This is a genomic window from Hydrogenophaga taeniospiralis (assembly GCF_020510445.1).
Classification (GTDB): Bacteria; Pseudomonadota; Gammaproteobacteria; order Burkholderiales; family Burkholderiaceae_C; genus Hydrogenophaga.
This window is the reverse complement of record NZ_JAHBAG010000001.1, coordinates 2,830,036-2,846,039: the sequence shown is the minus strand read 5'-3', so window position 1 is coordinate 2,846,039 and position 16,004 is coordinate 2,830,036. Positions and strand designations below refer to the sequence as shown.

Genomic DNA, 16,004 nt, shown 5'->3' with positions numbered 1-16,004 from the left:
CGTGTCACTCCATTTCGGCCTGGTGGCCCAGGTCGAGCGGCGTGCGCCGCACGATCTCGATCAGCACCATGCACCCGATGGCCAGCGCGCACAGCAGCGCGGGCAGCGGCAGCAGCGCCACCGGGTAGCCCAGCACCACGGAGTTGCTGTCCATGCCCACCACCACCTGCTGCCAGGCGCCGCGGCCCAGCAGCACGCAGGCCAGCAGCACCAGCAGGCGGATGGCCAGCGTGGCGATGGCGAACACCACGGGCCGGTCGCGCAGCACCCCCACCAGACTGGTGAAAGCCATGTGCTGGCCCATCGGGTAAGCAGCGGTCGCGCCCAGGAACACCATCCAGACGAACAACAGGCGCGACAGCTCTTCGGTCGCGTTGATGCCGCTGTTGAAGCCGTAGCGAAGCACCACGTTGCCGAACACGCAGACCACCATGCCCAGCAGACACAGCGCCAGCAGGGCCTCGGCCCCGTGTTTGAGCAAATGACCCGGTTTCATGGTTTGGTCTCCAGGGGTTGCGCCAGAGCGCTGGCTTCGGTGCCACGCATCCAGCGCACGACGGCGGCGCCCAACTCGGACAGCGGGCGGGTAGCGTCCAGTCGCAGCACACCGGGCTCTTCGCTCGGGTCTTCCAGCGTGGCGAACTGGCTCGCCACCAGGCTCACCGGAAACAAGTGCGCGGACCGGGCGGCCACTCGTTCGCGCGCCTGTTCCTGCGTGAGGTCGAGAAAAACGAAGCGCAGACCGGGCGCTGCGGCGCGCAGCCGGTCGCGGTAGCGCTGTCTGAGCGCCGAACAGGTGAGCACCACCCCCTGCGGATGGGCCTGCAACTGCCCGGCCAGGGTGTCGAGCCAGGCGGCGCGGTCGTCGTCACTCAGCGGCGTGCCACTGCGCATCCGGCTCACGTTCGAGGGGGAATGGAAATCGTCGCCTTCGAGCAGCGGCAGACCGAGCGCTTCGGCGCAGAGCTGGCCCAGGCTGGACTTGCCGCAACCCGCCACGCCCATCACGACCAGGCTGCCGTTTTTGGGGAAATTTTTCATTTGGTAGCGCTATCCCATCGGTTCAAAAAAAAGCGGCGACAAGAGACCCGCTGCAGATCGGCATGGTGGATATTTTGCGGCAACATACGGGGAAGCGTTCAGGGTAAGTTCGGGGGGTGAAATCCATTGGACAGCGCTATCCTAACGCCAACATTTCCACCACACATACCGGGAAAACCCTTGGAACCCACCGAACGCAAGCGCCGCCACAGTGGCCGCACCACCCTGAGCGACGTGGCCCGCGCGGCCGATGTGAGCCCCATCACCGCCTCGCGGGCGCTGCGTGGCGAACGCGGCGTGGCCGCCGGGCTGGTGGAGCGCGTGAAGCAGGCCGCGCAGCAACTGGGCTATGTGCCCGACCCGGCCGCGCGCGCCCTGGCCTCGCAACGCAGCACGCAAGTGCCGGTGCTGGTGCCCCTGTTGTCCAACGCGCTGTTCGTCGATGTGCTCGAAGCCGTGCACCGCACCCTGCTGCCCCACGGCTACCAGACACTCATTGGCGTGACGCACTACGAACCCCTGCAGGAAGAGCAACTGCTGCGCAGCTACCTGGCGCACCGCCCGGCCGGCCTGCTGCTCACCGGATTCGACCGCACCGAGGCCGCGCGGGCCCTGCTCGCCACCAGTGGCGTGCCCTGCGTGCACCTGATGGAACTGACCACCGCCCCCGGCGTGCACTGCGTGGGTTTTTCGCAGATCGACGCGGGTTACGCCATCGCCGAACACCTGCTGCAGCGCGGGCGCCAGCGCATCGCGTTCGTGGCGGCCCAGCTCGACCCCCGCACCATGCAGCGCGCCGAGGGCTACCGGCGCTGCCTGCGCCAACACGGCGTGTACGACGCGCGACTGGAACTGCTCAGCCCACAGCCCTCCTCCATGCGCCTGGGCGGCGAACTGCTTGAGGATTTGTTGCGCACCCGGCCCGAGGTGGACGCCGTGTTCTTCTGCAACGACGATCTGGCCCAGGGCGGCCTGCTCGCGGCGCTGCGCCTGAAGATCGCCGTGCCCGAGCGCATCGCGGTGGCCGGCTTCAACGACCTCTCGGGCAGCGATCTCATGGTGCCCCCGCTCACCACCGTGCGCACCCCGCGGCGCGCCATGGGCGAAGCCAGCGCGCAGATGCTGCTGGAGCTCATGCGGGGCGACTCCCCCTCGCCGGGTGCGCTCGACCTGGGCTTCGAGCTGGTGGTGCGCGGCAGCACCTGACCCGGACGCGCCCGCCAGGGCGGGCACCGCGTCCGGATGGGACGCGCAGAGCGGCCCTCCTGCACGACAATCACGCCCGGATACCGGAAATCTCGGCCGCTCCTTATTCGCTTCACACACATCCCGGACAATTCCGTCCCATGTTCCAGTTTTTCCCGCACCGCGCATGGCTCGCCCTGGTGCTGCTGCCCACCGCGCTCGCCCTGCCCCCCGCAGCGGCGTCCACCTTCGAGCTGCCGCCCCTGGACCGCATCGTCCACTACACGCCCAAGCTGCCGCTGCAGGTGTTCACCGCTGACGGCGTGGAGATCGCGCAGTTCGGCGCCGAGCGGCGCGAATACGTGCCGCTGGCACAAACGCCCAAGCTGCTGCAGGACGCGGTGCTGGCCGTGGAAGACGCGCGCTTTCGCGAACATTCCGGGGTGGACCCCAAAGGCATGGCGCGCGCGGTGGTGGCCGCGCTCACGGGCGGGCGCCGACAGGGCGCCTCCACCATCACGCAGCAACTGGTGCGCACCATGCTGCTCACGCGCGAGTTCACCGCCGAGCGCAAGGCCAAGGAAATCGTGCTCGCGCTCAAGCTGGAGCAGGCCATCTCCAAAGACCGCATCCTGGAGATCTACCTCAACGAAATCTTCCTCGGCCAGCGTGCCTACGGCTTTGCCGCGGCGGCGCAGACCTATTTCGGCAAACCCATGGACCAGCTCTCGCTGGCCGAGACCGCCCTGCTCGCCGGCCTGCCGCAGAACCCCTACTACGCCAACCCGGTGAGCAACTTCGAGCGCGCCATCAAGCGCCAGCGCGTGGTGCTCTCGCGCATGCGCACCGTGGGTGTGATCACCGACCAGGAGCTGGCCGCCGCCCGCGCCGAAGAGATCGTGGTGCGCCCGCAGGGCCTGCGCAGCGTGCACGCCGGGCATGTGGCCGAAATGGCGCGCCGCGCGGTGGTGGAGCGTTTTGGCACCGACGCCTATTCGCGGGGGCTGCGCGTGACGACCTCGCTGCGCGCGGCCGACCAGCGCGCCGCCCACGAAGCGGTGCAGCGCGGCGTGCTGGCCTTCGACCGCCGTGGCGCCTGGCGTGGCCCGGAAGACCACGAAACCCTGCCCGACGACAACGACGGCCCCGAGCTGGAGCGCGCGGCCGCGCAAGCGCTGAAAGACCACCCCGACGACGAGACGCTGCGCGTGGGCGTGGTGTTGACGGCCAGCCCGAAGCTGCTGAAAGTGCAGCTCGCCAGCGGGGAACACATCAGCCTGCAGGGCGAGGGCCTGCGCTGGGCACAGGCGGGGCTCGCGCCCAAGGCCCAGGCACCGCTGAAGCTGGAGCGCGGCTCCATCGTGCGGGTGGTGAACACGGGCAACGGCAAGGGCAAGACCGAGCCGACGTGGGCGATCTCGCAATGGCCCGAGGCCGAGGCCGCGCTGGTGGCGCTGGACACGCACACCGGCCGCGTGCGTGCGCTCGTCGGCGGTTTCGATTTCACACGCCAGCCCTTCAACCACGTGACGCAGGGCTGGCGCCAGCCCGGCTCGGCCTTCAAGCCGCTGCTGTACTCGGCCGCGCTGGAAGAGCGCGTGATGCCCGCCACCCTGGTGGACGACACGCCCTACACCGCGGCCAACGGCTGGAGCCCGGACAACAGCAGCGGTCAGCACGCCGGCCCGATCACGCTGCGGGAAGCGCTGACGAAGTCGAGCAACCTGGCGAGCGTGCGCGTGCTGCAGCATGTGGGCACGCAACGCGCGCGCGAGTGGGTCACCCGGTTTGGCCTGGAAGCGCAGCGCCAGCCCGACAACCTCACGCTGGCGCTGGGCACGGGCAGCGCCACGCCGCTGCAGATGGCGCGGGCCTACGCCACGCTGGCCAACGGTGGCTGGCGCGTGGCGCCGGTGGTGGTGGAAAAGATCACCGACGCCCAGGGCAAGCTGCTGTTCGAGGCACCGCCGCCGGAACCCCTGACCGACGACAACCGCGCCATCCCCGCGCGCAATGCGTTCGTGATGAACAGCCTGCTGAACGACGTGGCCCGCGTGGGCACAGGGGCCAGGGCCCAGGCCACGCTCAAGCGCGCCGACATTTATGGCAAGACTGGCACCACCAACGACGCGGTGGACGCCTGGTTCGTCGGCCACCAGCCCACGCTGGCCACCGCGGTCTGGATGGGCTTCGACAACCCGCGCAGCCTGGGCGAGCGCGAATCCGGCGGTCGGCTGGCGCTGCCGATCTGGACCGACTACATGGCCGCGGCGCTCAAGGGCGTGCCCGAGGCCCCGCCCGCCGAACCACCCGCCGGGCTGGCGTACGCGGGCAGCGACTGGCTCTACAGCGAGTGGCTGGGCGGCCACTGGGTCAGCAGCATTTCCGACACCGGCGGCACGCAGTACGCCACGCCCCCGCAGCCCCCTGAAACGGAGCGGCCCAAGAGCCTGCTGGAGTTGCTGCAGGGCGTGATCACGCCCTGAGCGCGCCAGCCGGGACCACCGCGCGGCCGACACGAAAAAGCCGGCCCAAGGCCGGCTTTTTCAAACGGTCCGCGACGCGCTCAGCCCATGCAGATGCGCGCCTTGGCCTCGGCGTATTCGCGCTTGAAGCGCGCCACCAGATCGGCCGCCGGCATCACCTCGCGGATCGCGCCGATGCCCTGACCACAGCCCCAGATGTCTTTCCAGGCCTTGGCCGCGTTGGCGCCTTCGCCGGTGGAGAAGTTCATCTTGCTCGGGTCGCTCTCGGGCAGGTGGTCGGGGTCCATGCCGGCGTTGCGGATGCTGCCCTTCAGGTAGTTGCCGTGGATGCCGGTGTAGAAGTTGCTGTAGACGATGTCGTCCGAATTGCACTCGGTGATCATCTGCTTGTAGCCGTCCACGGCGCGGGCCTCCTCGGTGGCGATGAAGGCCGAGCCGATGTAGGCGAAGTCGGCGCCCATGGCCTGCGCGGCCAGGATCGCGCCGCCCGAGGCGATGGCGCCCGAGAGCGCGATCGGGCCGTCGAACCACTCGCGGATCTCCTGCACCATGGCAAACGGGCTCTTCACGCTGGCGTGGCCGCCGGCACCGGCCGCCACCGGGATCAGGCCGTCGGCGCCCTTCTCGATCGCCTTGTGCGCGAACACGTTGTTGATCACGTCGTGCAGCACCACGCCGCCCCAGCTGTGCACGGCCTGGTTCACGTCTTCGCGCGCGCCCAGGCTGGTGATGATGATCGGCACCTTGTACTTGGCGCACAGGCCCATGTCGTGCTCCAGCCGGTCGTTGCTCTTGTGCACGATCTGGTTGATGGCGAAAGGCGCGGCCTTGTTGTCCGGGTTGGCGGCGTCGTGCGCGGCCAGGGCCTCGGTGATCTCGGCCAGCCAGTCTTCCAGCTGGGCGGCCGGGCGCGCGTTGAGCGCCGGCATGGCGCCCACCACGCCAGCCTTGCACTGGGCAATGACGAGCTTGGGGTTGCTGATGATGAACAGCGGCGAGCCGATCACCGGGAACCGGATGTTCTTCAGCACCGGGGGCAGGTAGCGTTGGCGGGTGGTCATGGTGTCTCCGTGGTGGATCGAAAAGCTGGCTGGATTCTGGGTCAGCGAGCCCGAACACCCTGTCGCCGCAGCAACAGGGTGCAGGGGGTCTAGAACGCGTCGATGGCCATGGCCGTGACCGCGTCGGCACCTTCGCAGATGCTGTCGCGCACGCCCGGAGCGCGGCTCAGGATGTGGTCGGCGTAGAAGCGCGCGGTGGTGATCTTGGCCTGCATGAAGGCCACGTCGGTGCCGGCGGCCAGCTGGTCTTCGGCCACCAGCAGCGCACGCGCCAGCTGCCAGCCCGCCACCACGTTGCCCGCGAGCATGAGGTAGGGCACGCTGCCGGCGAAGGCGGCGTTGGGGTTGCTCTTGGTGTTGGCGGCGATGAACTCCACCACCTCCACGAAGGCCTGGCGCGCGGCCGTGAGGCGCTTGACCACGGCCAGCGCGTTGGCACTGCCGCAGGCCGTGAGTTCGGCTTCGGCTTTCTCGATCTGTGCCGCGATGGCCTTGGCGTTGGTGCCACCGTCGCGCGCCGTCTTGCGGCCCACCAGGTCGTTGGCCTGGATCGCGGTCGTGCCTTCGTAGATGGTGAGGATCTTGGCGTCGCGGTAGTACTGGGCGGCGCCGGTTTCTTCGATGAAGCCCATGCCGCCGTGCACCTGCACGCCCAGCGAGGTGACCTCCAGGCTCATCTCGGTGCTGTAGCCCTTGACCAGCGGCACCAGGTACTCGTAGAACGCCGCGTTGTCCTTGCGGGCATCGGCGTCCGGGTGGTGGTGCGCCGCGTCGTAGGCGGCAGCGGCCACGCTGGCCATCGCGCGGCAACCCTCGGTGCTGGCGCGCATGGTCATGAGCATGCGCTTCACATCGGGGTGGTGGATGATGGGCGCGGCGGCGCTCAGCGAACCGTCGACCGGGCGGCTCTGCACACGGTCCTTCGCGTAGCCCACGGCCTTCTGGTAGGCACGCTCGGCGATCGCGATGCCCTGCACGCCCACGGCGTAACGCGCGGCGTTCATCATGATGAACATGTATTCCAGACCACGGTTTTCCTGGCCCACGAGGTAGCCCACGGCGCCGCCATGGTCGCCGTACTGCAGCACGGCGGTCGGCGAGGCCTTGATGCCCATCTTGTGTTCGATGCTGACGCAATGCACGTCGTTGCGCGCACCGAGCGAGCCGTCCTGGTTGACCATGAACTTCGGCACCACGAACAGGCTGATGCCCTTCACGCCCTCGGGCGCACCGGTCACGCGGGCCAGCACGAGGTGCACGATGTTCTGTGCCATGTCGTGTTCACCGTAGGTGATGAAGATCTTGGTGCCGAACACCTTGTAGCTGCCGTCGGGCTGGGGTTCGGCGCGGCTGCGCACCGCGGCCAGATCGCTGCCAGCCTGCGGCTCGGTCAGGTTCATGGTGCCGGTCCATTCGCCGCTCACCAGCTTTTCCAGGTAGATGGCTTTCAGGTCGTCGCTGCCGGCGGTGATCAGCGCTTCAATGGCGCCGTCGGTCAGCAGCGGGCACAGCGCAAAGCTCATGTTGGCGCTGTTGAGCATTTCGGTGCAGGCCGAACCGATGGTCTTGGGCAGGCCCTGGCCGCCGAAGTCCACCGGGTGCTGCAGGCCCTGCCAGCCGCCTTCGGCGTACTGTCGGAAGGCGTCCTTGAAGCCGGGCGTGGTGGTGACCTGGCCGTCCTTGAAGAAAGAGGGGTTCTTGTCGCCCTCGAAATTCAGCGGCGCGATCACCCCCTCGTTGAGCTTGGCGCACTCCTCCAGCACGGCCTGCGCCGTTTCAAACCCGGCGTCCTCAAAACCGGGCAGCTGCGCCACCTGGTCGATGCGAGCCAGGTGCTGGATGTTGAACAGCATGTCCTTGAGGGGTGCGGTGTAGCTCATGTGGTCTCCAGAAATTAGATCCACCCCCGCGCCGCTGCGCGTCACCCCCTCAAGGGGGCGCAGCCTGCGGCCCGGCGAAGCCGGTTCCGCGGCTGCTGCTGGATGGCGTTGTCGCTCTTGTGAAGTTGCTGCCTCGATGACAGCGTGGAAGTCCGTTCAGGCTTACAGCGCCTTGATCAGCTCGGGCACGGCCTCGAACAGATCGGCCTCCAGGCCGTAGTCGGCCACCGAGAAGATCGGGGCCTCGGGGTCCTTGTTGATCGCCACGATCACCTTGGAATCCTTCATGCCGGCCAGGTGCTGGATCGCACCCGAGATGCCGCAGGCCACGTACAGCTGGGGCGCGACGATCTTGCCGGTCTGACCGACCTGCCAGTCGTTCGGGGCGTAGCCCGCGTCCACCGCGGCACGGCTCGCGCCCAGGGCGGCACCGAGCTTGTCGGCCAGCGGGGTCATGACTTCGTTGAACTTCTCGGCGCTGCCCAGCGCCCGGCCACCCGAGACGATGATCTTGGCGGCGGTGAGTTCGGGGCGGTCGCTCTTGGCGATTTCGCTGCCCAGGAACGTGCTCTTGCCGCTGTCGGCCTGGGCTGCCAGGGTTTCCGCGGCGGCCGATCCACCGGTGGCGGCGGCCGGGTCGAAGCCGGTGGTGCGCACCGTGATGACCTTGGTGGCGTCGCCGCTCTGCACGGTGGCAATCGCGTTGCCGGCGTAGATCGGACGCTCAAACGTGTCGGCGGCGATCACCTTGGTGATGTCGCTGATCTGGCCCACGTCGAGCTTGGCGGCCACGCGCGGGGCGATGTTCTTGCCGCTGGCGGTGGCGGGGAACAGGATGTGGCTGTAGTTGCCGGCGATGGCCAGCACCTGGGCGGCCATGTTCTCAGCCAGGCCGTGCGCGAGGTACTCGGCGTCGGCGTGGATGACTTTGGACACGCCGGCGATCTGGGCAGCGGCAGCGGCGGCCGGGCCGGCGTTGTGGCCGGCGATCAGCACGTGCACCTCACCCCCGCACTGGGCGGCGGCGGCGACGGTGTTGAGCGTGGCGCCCTTGATGGTGGCGTTGTCGTGTTCGGCAATGACGAGTGCGGTCATGACTTGAATTCCTTAAAACCAGATACGGATCAAATGAGGTGTCTTTTTCCAGGCGCCCGTGGAACCGGCTTTGCCGGGCCACCAGGCGCGCCCCCTGGGGGGTGACGCCGCAGGCGGCGCGGGGGGGCCGGTCCCGCGGCGCGGGGGGTCAAATCACCTTCGCCTCGTTTTTCAGCTTCTCGACCAAGGTCGCCACATCCGGCACCTTGATGCCCGCACCGCGCTTGGGCGGCTCGCTGACCTTCAAGGTCTTGATGCGCGGGCTCACGTCCACGCCGAGGTCTTCGGGCTTGACGATGTCCATCTGCTTCTTCTTGGCCTTCATGATGTTGGGCAGGGTCACGTAGCGCGGCTCGTTCAGGCGCAGGTCGGTGGTGACGATGGCCGGCAGCGACAGGCTCAGGGTTTCCAGACCGCCGTCGACTTCACGGGTCACGTTCACCTTGCCGTCGACCACCTCGACCTTGCTGGCGAAAGTGCCTTGCGGCAGGTCCGCCAGGGCGGCGAGCATCTGGCCGGTCTGGTTGCAGTCGTCGTCGATGGCCTGCTTGCCCAGGATCACGAGGCCGGGCTGTTCCTTGTCCACCAGGGCCTTGAGCAGCTTGGCCACGGCCAGGGGCTGCAGTTCTTCGGCGGTTTCCACCAGGATGGCGCGGTCCGCGCCGATGGCCATGGCGGTGCGCAGGGTTTCCTGGCACTGGGTCACGCCGCAGGAGACGGCGATGACTTCGGTGACGACGCCCTTCTCCTTCAGGCGCACGGCTTCTTCCACCGCGATCTCGTCAAACGGGTTCATGCTCATCTTGACGTTGGCGATGTCCACGCCCGTACCGTCGCTCTTGACGCGCACCTTGACGTTGTAATCCACCACGCGTTTGACGGGGACGATGACCTTCATGTTGGGTTGCTCCAGATGGTTGTGAAAACAGGGTCCGAATTGACGTGCACGTCAATTCCAGAGATTGTATGACGCCCCCTTGTATGGGCAAGGAAGGAACCGCCCGCCGGTGCCGCCCATGCGTCAGCACCAAAAAACGAACGGTCGTGCTTTTTCAGGATTATAGGGGAACGCTGGCGCGACACAAAGCCCCTTGGTCTTCGCAGGTTCAAAACGGTGGCTTCGGAACACATTAACCAACCATTCGGTCGGCTAATTCGGGTAAGTCTGGAGTTGGAGCGCCGGGGTCTTCGCCTATATTGAATCGGACCATTCTATGGACGTCCCGCACGCTCGTTCCACCGCCCCGCCGATCATCGGAGACCCTGCATGAAACTTCGCCACCTGTTCGCCGCCGCCCTGTCCACCACGGTACTGACCAGCGGGCTCGCGTCTGCCCAGACCGTCTTCACCGTCTCCAGCTGGTTGCCTCCCACGCACACGCTGAGCACGGTGCAGAAGAACTGGTGCGATCTGCTGGAGAAGGAAAGCGCGGGCCGCATGAAGTGCAACATCCTGCCCAAGAGCGTGGCCGCGCCTCCCGGCACGTTTGACGCGGTGCGCGACGGTCTGGCCGACATCTCCTACACCGTGGACGGCTACACGCCGGGCCGTTTCATCAACACCCAGGTGGCCGAGTTTCCGTTCCTGGGCGACAGCTCGGTGGCGACTTCGGTGGCCTACCAGCGCATCTACAGCAAATACTTCGCGCCGCTGGGCGAGCACCGCGGTGTGAAGGCGCTGGCGGTGTTCACGCACGGCCCCGGCATCATCTTCAACAGCAAGAAGCCGGTGGCCTCGGCCGCTGACGCGGCCACGCTGAAGTTCCGCATTGGCGGGGGCAACATCAACGAGCTCTCCAAAGCCATGGGCTGGAACACCACGCTCAAGCCGGCGCCCGAGTCTTTCGAGCTGCTTTCCACCGGTGTGATGGACGGCACCTTTTTCCCCGACGAATCCGTGGCGTCGTTCAAGCTCGGCATGGTCAAACACGCCACCACCTTCCCTGGCGGTCTGTACAACACCAGCTTCGTGTTCATGATGAACGAGGACAAGTACAAGGGCCTGTCGCCGCAGGACAAGGCCGTGGTGGACAAACTCTCCGGCGAAGTCGCCGCGCGCATGTTCGGCGAGGGTTGGGACAAGGTGGATGCGGCCAGCCGCGACATGCAGAAGTCCATGGGGGTGACCCGCGTCGCCGCCGACAAGGCGTTCGTGAAGGCGGTCATGGACAAGCAGGACTACCTGGAAACCAAGTGGGCCGCCGCCGCGCAGGTCAAGGGGCTGAAGAACCCCAAGGGCGTGCTGGCCGAGTTCCGCGCCGAAATCGCCAAGGCGAAATAGACAGACGTCGAGCACGTTTCTTGCATTGGCTCGCATCTGCAGGCCGATGGGACCGACAGCCCGAGCTGTCACCCATCGGCTTCTTTACATCCTGAAAGCACGACATGCTGAAAAAACTCGACCGGTTGCTGTACTGGTCCACCGGCATCATGGCCGCCATGGCGCTCTTTTCCCTGATGTGGCTCACCCTCGTGGACGTGATTGGGCGCAAGTTCTTTGACCACTCGGTCCCGGGCGGGCTGGAGATCACCGAAGTGCTGATGGTGATCGTGATCTTTGCCGCGCTGCCCCTGGTGTCGTGGCGCAACGAACACGTGGTGTTCGACTCCTTTGATGGCTACATCCCCGAATGGCTGCGATCGGTGCAGGCCCGTCTGGTCAACCTGGTGTGTGCCGGAGCCTTCGGCTTCCTGGGACGGCTCATGGCCATGCGCGCCGAGCGTTTCGAGGAGTACGGTGACACCACGGTGCACCTTCAGCTGTCAATTGCGCCCGTGGCCTGGCTGATGGCCGGATTGTTGGTGGTCACCGCCCTGATCCATCTGGTGTTCGTGTTCGCGCCTCATGTCCGCGAAAGTGCCGGCGGCCACCCGGGAGCGGCCACATGATCGAAGCCGGACTGGGGTTCATCGCTGTTTTCATGCTCGCGCTGGCGCGCATTCCGTTGGCCATCTCCATGTCCATCGTGGGTCTGGCCGGGCTGGGTATCCTGCGCGGCTGGCAACCCGCCTTCGCCAGCACCAGCCAGGTGATTTTCGAAACCGGCTTTCACTACGTGCTCTCGGTGATCCCGCTGTTCATCCTGATGGGCAACTTCGTGGCCCGAGCCGGCATGGCGCGCGAACTGTATTCGGCCGCCAACTCCTTTGTGGGCCACAAACGCGGCGGCCTGGCCATGGCGAGCATCATTGCCTCGGGCGGCTTCGGGGCCATCTGTGGCTCGTCCATCGCCACGGCGGCCACCATGACACGCGTGGCCTATCCGGAGATGAAGGCGCACGGCTACAAGGACTCGCTGAGCACGGGCGCCATCGCGGCCGGTGGCACGCTGGGCATCATGATCCCGCCGTCCACCATCATGGTGATCTACGGGATCATCACCGAGACCGACATCGGCAAGCTGTTCGTGGCGGGCATCCTTCCGGGCATCCTGGCCATCGTCTGTCTTTGCCTGGCCGTGGTGTTCATCACGTGGCGCGATCCATCGGCCGGTCCGCGTGCCGAACGCAGCACCTGGAGCCAGCGTCTCAAGGCGCTGAGCGGCATCTGGGGTGTGGCGGTGCTGTTCGGGCTGGTCATCGGCGGCATCTATGGTGGCGTGTTCACCGCCACCGAAGGCGCGGGCATCGGCGCCTCGGGCGCCTTCCTGTTCGCCCTGCTGCGTGGCACGCTGAGCCCGCGCGAGGTGCTGGAAATCCTGGTGGAAAGTACCCGCACCACCGCCATGCTGTTCACCATCCTGATCGGTGCCATGATCTTCAGCAACTTCGTCAACTTCACCAGCATGCCCGGCGATCTGCGCGATTTCATCGTGCAATTCAGCCCGAACCCCATCATGGTGGTGATCGTGATGATGGCCATCTACATCGTGTTGGGCCTGGCCATGGAAGAGCTGTCCATGGTGTTGCTGACCATCCCGGTGTTCTACCCGGTGATCACCGCGCTCGGCTTTGATCCCGTGTGGTTCGGCATCCTGATCGTCACCATCGTGGAGATCGGCATGATCTCGCCACCGGTGGGCATGAACCTGTTCGTCATCAACTCGCTGCTGCCGGGCGTTCGGTTGCGCAGCATCTTTCAGGGCGTGTGGCCCTTCGTGATGGCCGACGTGGTGCGGCTGGGCATCCTGATCGCGTTCCCGGCCATCGCCTTGTGGCTGCCCGGCTTCATGAGTCGCTAGCGGGCGGGATGGGCGCCACCTCCGCCGCAGCCCGCGGCTGGATGTGCAGCACGCGCTGCGGGTACGGGATTTCGATGCGGTGGGCGCGCAGCGCCTGCAGAACGCTGCGGTTGATCAGCGAGCGGATATTGAGCGTGCCGTTTTCGGGGTCCGCGATCCAGTAGCCCAGCGTGAACTCCAGCCCGTCAGCGCCGAAGGCCGACAGCGCCACCGAAGGCGCCGGTTCGATCAGCACGCGCTGGTGGGCCATGGCGGACTCCATCAGCAGGCGCGAGACCAGCTCCACATCGCTGTTGTAGGCCACCGACACCACCGTCGACTGCCACAGGCGGCCGTCGGCCAGGGACAGGTTCTCCACCCGGTTGGTGATCAGGATCTCGTTGGGCACGATGGACTCGCGGCCCGTGGTCGAACGGATCACCGTGTAGCGCGCATTGATGTCGGTGATGCGCCCCTCGAAGCCATCCACCTTGACGTTGTCGCCGATGCGCATGCTGCGCTCGGCCAGGATCACGAAGCCACTGACGTAGTTGGCCGCCAGTTTCTGCAGGCCAAAGCCGATGCCCACGCCGATGGCGCCGCCCAGCACCGAGAGCGCCGTGAGGTCGATACCCACCGCCGACAGGGCCAGGATGAGCCCCAGGAACATGAGCAGCGCACGCGTGGCATTGCTCACTGCCTTGCGCAGCGAGAGGTCTCCGCCGACCGCCTTGCGCAACAACCGCCGCTCGATGGCGGAGGACACCCACAGCGAGAGGATGAGCACCGCACCGGCGGTGAGCGCGCCTTCGATCATGGTGCGCAGGCTGATGGTGGAGGCGCCGATCTTCCACTGGATCTGGTCCAGCTCGTTGAGGACCACCGGCAGCAGGCCGCTGACCCACAGGACCATCGCCAGCCAGGCCAGCCAGGAGATGGTGCGCTCCAGCACCTTCACCCAGGGCGCGCTGGCAAAAGCGACCTGCAGCACCTTCACGCCCACGCGGATCACCACCAGCGAGACCAGCACCGGAATGGCCACCTTGAACACCGCCAGCGGCACCGTCTGGGTGAGCAGGGCACGCGCGATGTACCCCAGCGTGAGCAGCAGCAGCGGAAACATCACCCCGTCAACGAGGTGCCGGCCAAACAGCACGGAGGTCTTCTCGTCCTGCATGACCAGCGAGCGGCGCAGCAGCCAGGTCAGGCCGCTGGCCAGGGCGATGCACAGGGCCAGGGCACCAAGCTCGATCAGCACGGTGGGCTGGGTGAAACCCGCGATCCAGAGGTCGAAGTCGTCGATGGGCTGGGGGGTGGTGGAAACGGTAATGGACATGAAGCAGGAAAACGGGAAATGTTCAGGCGCGCCAGCGGGGCGCGCGTTTGTCGATGAAGGCCTGCACGCCTTCCTGGGCCACCTCGTGGGCCATGTTGCAGGCCATGGTCTGCCCGGCGAGCTGGTAGGCCGACTCCATGCCGGTCTCCAGCTGGCGGTAGAACAGCGCCTTGCCCATGGCCAGGGCCTCGCGCGGTTTGGCCACGATGCGATCCACCAGCGTGGCCAGCTCCGCGTTGAGCGCGTCGGCGGCCACCACGCGGTTCACCAGTCCCCGGCTTTTCGCTTCCTCGGCCGAGATGAAATCGCCGGTGAGCAGCATCTCCATCGCCTGTTTGGGCAGCATGTTGCGCGACAGGGCCACGCTGGGCGTGGCGCAGAACAGGCCGACGTCGATGCCGTTCACGCCGAAACTGGCCTCGCTCACGGCCACCGCCAGATCGCACTGCGCCACCAACTGGCAGCCCGCAGCCGTGGCCAGGCCCTGCACCCGCGCGATCACCGGCACCTCCAGTTTGCGGATGCTCATCATCAGTTTCGAGCAGGTGGCAAACAACGCCTGGTAGTACGCCACGTCAGGCCGGGCCTTCATTTCCTTCAGATCGTGTCCGGCGCAGAAGGCGCGGCCGTTGGCGGCGATCACCACCGCGCGCGCCTGCGGGTCGGCGGCCACCGCGTCCAGCGCGGCCTGCATCGCGGCCATCATGGCTTCGGAGAGCACGTTGAAGCTGCGCGGCGCGTTCAGCGTGAGGGTGTGCACGCCGCGCGCATCGTGGTGCGTCAACAGCAGGGGGGTATGGGTGGTGTCAGACATCGGCAAGAACCCTCAGGTGGGCTTCCACGCTGCGCGCCAGCGCGCTCAGGTCGTAGCCGCCTTCGAGGCAACTGACGATGCGGCCCCGGGCGTGGCGCTGCGCCACTTCCTTGATGCGCTGCGTGATCCAGGCGTAGTCCTGCTCCACCAGGCCGAGCTGGCCCATGTCATCTTCGCGGTGGGCGTCGAAGCCGGCGCTGATGAAAATCAGCTCGGGCCGGTGCGCGTCCAGCCGCGGCAGCCACATCGTGTCGATCAGCTCGCGGATGTCCATGCCCTTGGTGTAGGCCGGCACCGGCAGGTTGACCAGATTGCTGGCGGTGGAGTGTTCGCACACCGGGTAGAACGGGTGCTGGTAGAAGCTGCACATGAGGATGCGCTCGTCGCCGGCCACGATGTCCTCGGTGCCGTTGCCGTGGTGCACGTCGAAATCGACGATGGCCACGCGTTTCAGGCCGTGGCGCTCCAGCGCGTACTTGGCGGCCACCGCCACGTTGTTAACGAAACAGAAGCCCATGGCCTGGTTACGGGTGGCGTGGTGGCCGGGCGGGCGCACGGCGCAGAAGGCGTTGAGCAGCTCGCCGGCGAGCACCGCGTCGGTGGCATCGATGGCGGCGCCAGCGGCCACCAGGATCGCGTCCCAGGAGTGGATGTTGATGGAGGTGTCCGGATCGACCTGCGCGTGCGTCGGGCCGCCAGCGGCGATCTCGTCGCGCAGCCCGTCGGAGAGGCCGCGCAGCGACGCCAGGTGCATGCGCCCGTGGGCCAGTTCCAGGTCGGCCATGGAGGCGGGAGTCGCCTCGCGGCGCTCCAGCGCGTGGTCGAGTCCGGTGATGAGCAGGCGGTCTTCGATCGCGTCGAGCCGCTGAGGGCATTCGGGGTGCCCGTCGCCCATCTCGTGTCTCCAACAATTCTTGTGTGTGAAAAAGCCGGTGGCCTGACTCAT

Annotated in this window: 14 protein-coding genes; 5 read left to right on the top strand and 9 right to left on the bottom strand. The window is 66.9% G+C overall.

The annotated features are described in order from the left end of the window. Window positions 1-4 precede the first annotated feature (4 nt). Both KIH07_RS13675 and KIH07_RS13670 read right to left on the bottom strand, forming a co-directional pair. Window positions 5-496, bottom strand: coding sequence for a TRAP transporter small permease (locus tag KIH07_RS13675; protein WP_226492496.1), 492 nt, complete (start codon window positions 494-496; stop codon window positions 5-7). Further along, complete coding sequence (locus KIH07_RS13670; protein WP_226492495.1) at window positions 493-1,041, bottom strand: gluconokinase; 549 nt, start codon at window positions 1,039-1,041, stop codon at window positions 493-495. Before KIH07_RS13670 ends, KIH07_RS13675 begins: the two co-directional genes overlap by 4 nt. A 180-nt stretch (window positions 1,042-1,221) precedes the next feature. Between KIH07_RS13670 and KIH07_RS13665 the strand changes: the two genes are divergently transcribed. Then, entirely contained in the window at window positions 1,222-2,247 is a 1,026-nt protein-coding gene (locus tag KIH07_RS13665) for a LacI family DNA-binding transcriptional regulator (protein ID WP_226492494.1), read from the top strand. A 140-nt stretch (window positions 2,248-2,387) separates the two neighbouring features. Then, on the top strand, window positions 2,388-4,712 hold the full coding sequence (locus tag KIH07_RS13660; RefSeq protein ID WP_226492493.1) for a penicillin-binding protein 1A: 2,325 nt from the start codon (window positions 2,388-2,390) through the stop codon (window positions 4,710-4,712). An 80-nt stretch (window positions 4,713-4,792) separates the two neighbouring features. On the opposite strand, the gene KIH07_RS13655 is transcribed toward KIH07_RS13660, so the two are convergent. From KIH07_RS13655 to KIH07_RS13640, 4 genes are all read right to left on the bottom strand, one after another. After that, the gene (locus KIH07_RS13655; RefSeq protein ID WP_226492492.1) at window positions 4,793-5,773 is read right to left on the bottom strand and encodes an NAD(P)H-dependent flavin oxidoreductase; all 981 of its coding nucleotides are present in this window, start codon (window positions 5,771-5,773) and stop codon (window positions 4,793-4,795) included. Window positions 5,774-5,862: 89 nt separating this feature from the next. Further along, window positions 5,863-7,653: an acyl-CoA dehydrogenase gene (locus tag KIH07_RS13650; protein ID WP_226492491.1), complete on the bottom strand. Its 1,791-nt coding sequence runs from the start codon at window positions 7,651-7,653 to the stop codon at window positions 5,863-5,865. Between the two features lie 162 nt (window positions 7,654-7,815). Further along, window positions 7,816-8,748 carry an electron transfer flavoprotein subunit alpha/FixB family protein gene (locus KIH07_RS13645; protein WP_226492490.1) on the bottom strand — a complete coding sequence of 311 codons (933 nt, stop codon included), beginning with the start codon at window positions 8,746-8,748 and terminating at the stop codon, window positions 7,816-7,818. A gap of 148 nt (window positions 8,749-8,896) precedes the next feature. Beyond that, the gene (locus tag KIH07_RS13640; protein ID WP_226492489.1) at window positions 8,897-9,646 is read right to left on the bottom strand and encodes an electron transfer flavoprotein subunit beta/FixA family protein; all 750 of its coding nucleotides are present in this window, start codon (window positions 9,644-9,646) and stop codon (window positions 8,897-8,899) included. A 369-nt stretch (window positions 9,647-10,015) separates the two neighbouring features. Between KIH07_RS13640 and KIH07_RS13635 the strand changes: the two genes are divergently transcribed. From KIH07_RS13635 to KIH07_RS13625, 3 genes are all read left to right on the top strand, one after another. Next, the gene (locus tag KIH07_RS13635) at window positions 10,016-11,029 is read left to right on the top strand and encodes a TRAP transporter substrate-binding protein (protein WP_226492488.1); all 1,014 of its coding nucleotides are present in this window, start codon (window positions 10,016-10,018) and stop codon (window positions 11,027-11,029) included. A gap of 104 nt (window positions 11,030-11,133) precedes the next feature. Continuing rightward, window positions 11,134-11,637, top strand: a complete 504-nt coding sequence (locus KIH07_RS13630; protein WP_226492487.1) for a TRAP transporter small permease — start codon at window positions 11,134-11,136, stop codon at window positions 11,635-11,637. After that, window positions 11,634-12,929 carry a TRAP transporter large permease gene (locus tag KIH07_RS13625; protein ID WP_226492486.1) on the top strand — a complete coding sequence of 432 codons (1,296 nt, stop codon included), beginning with the start codon at window positions 11,634-11,636 and terminating at the stop codon, window positions 12,927-12,929. The genes KIH07_RS13630 and KIH07_RS13625 overlap by 4 nt, the downstream gene beginning before the upstream one ends. On the opposite strand, the gene KIH07_RS13620 is transcribed toward KIH07_RS13625, so the two are convergent. Genes KIH07_RS13620 through KIH07_RS13610 form a run of 3 tightly spaced genes read right to left on the bottom strand, consistent with a single transcriptional unit; the run spans window position 12,916 to window position 16,004 of the window. Further along, window positions 12,916-14,244 (bottom strand): mechanosensitive ion channel family protein, encoded by a 1,329-nt coding sequence (locus tag KIH07_RS13620; protein ID WP_226492485.1) that lies wholly within the window; start codon window positions 14,242-14,244, stop codon window positions 12,916-12,918. The genes KIH07_RS13625 and KIH07_RS13620 overlap by 14 nt on opposite strands. Window positions 14,245-14,266: 22 nt before the next feature. After that, on the bottom strand, window positions 14,267-15,058 hold the full coding sequence (locus tag KIH07_RS13615; RefSeq protein WP_226492484.1) for an enoyl-CoA hydratase: 792 nt from the start codon (window positions 15,056-15,058) through the stop codon (window positions 14,267-14,269). Continuing rightward, a complete protein-coding gene (locus KIH07_RS13610) occupies window positions 15,051-16,004 on the bottom strand; it encodes a histone deacetylase family protein (RefSeq protein ID WP_226492483.1) in 954 nt (317 codons plus the stop codon). The genes KIH07_RS13615 and KIH07_RS13610 overlap by 8 nt, the downstream gene beginning before the upstream one ends.

Bases quoted from the DNA above. Each gene is read 5' to 3' on its own strand.
- KIH07_RS13675 (WP_226492496.1), bottom strand. From the start codon at position 496: ATGAAACCGGGTCATTTGCTCAAACACGGGGCCGAGGCCCTGCTGGCG.
- KIH07_RS13670 (WP_226492495.1), bottom strand. From the start codon at position 1,041: ATGAAAAATTTCCCCAAAAACGGCAGCCTGGTCGTGATGGGCGTGGCG.
- KIH07_RS13660 (WP_226492493.1), top strand. From the start codon at position 2,388: ATGTTCCAGTTTTTCCCGCACCGCGCATGGCTCGCCCTGGTGCTGCTG.
- KIH07_RS13655 (WP_226492492.1), bottom strand. From the start codon at position 5,773: ATGACCACCCGCCAACGCTACCTGCCCCCGGTGCTGAAGAACATCCGG.
- KIH07_RS13650 (WP_226492491.1), bottom strand. From the start codon at position 7,653: ATGAGCTACACCGCACCCCTCAAGGACATGCTGTTCAACATCCAGCAC.
- KIH07_RS13645 (WP_226492490.1), bottom strand. From the start codon at position 8,748: ATGACCGCACTCGTCATTGCCGAACACGACAACGCCACCATCAAGGGC.
- KIH07_RS13640 (WP_226492489.1), bottom strand. From the start codon at position 9,646: ATGAAGGTCATCGTCCCCGTCAAACGCGTGGTGGATTACAACGTCAAG.
- KIH07_RS13635 (WP_226492488.1), top strand. From the start codon at position 10,016: ATGAAACTTCGCCACCTGTTCGCCGCCGCCCTGTCCACCACGGTACTG.
- KIH07_RS13630 (WP_226492487.1), top strand. From the start codon at position 11,134: ATGCTGAAAAAACTCGACCGGTTGCTGTACTGGTCCACCGGCATCATG.
- KIH07_RS13625 (WP_226492486.1), top strand. From the start codon at position 11,634: ATGATCGAAGCCGGACTGGGGTTCATCGCTGTTTTCATGCTCGCGCTG.
- KIH07_RS13620 (WP_226492485.1), bottom strand. From the start codon at position 14,244: ATGTCCATTACCGTTTCCACCACCCCCCAGCCCATCGACGACTTCGAC.
- KIH07_RS13615 (WP_226492484.1), bottom strand. From the start codon at position 15,058: ATGTCTGACACCACCCATACCCCCCTGCTGTTGACGCACCACGATGCG.
- KIH07_RS13610 (WP_226492483.1), bottom strand. From the start codon at position 16,004: ATGAGTCAGGCCACCGGCTTTTTCACACACAAGAATTGTTGGAGACAC.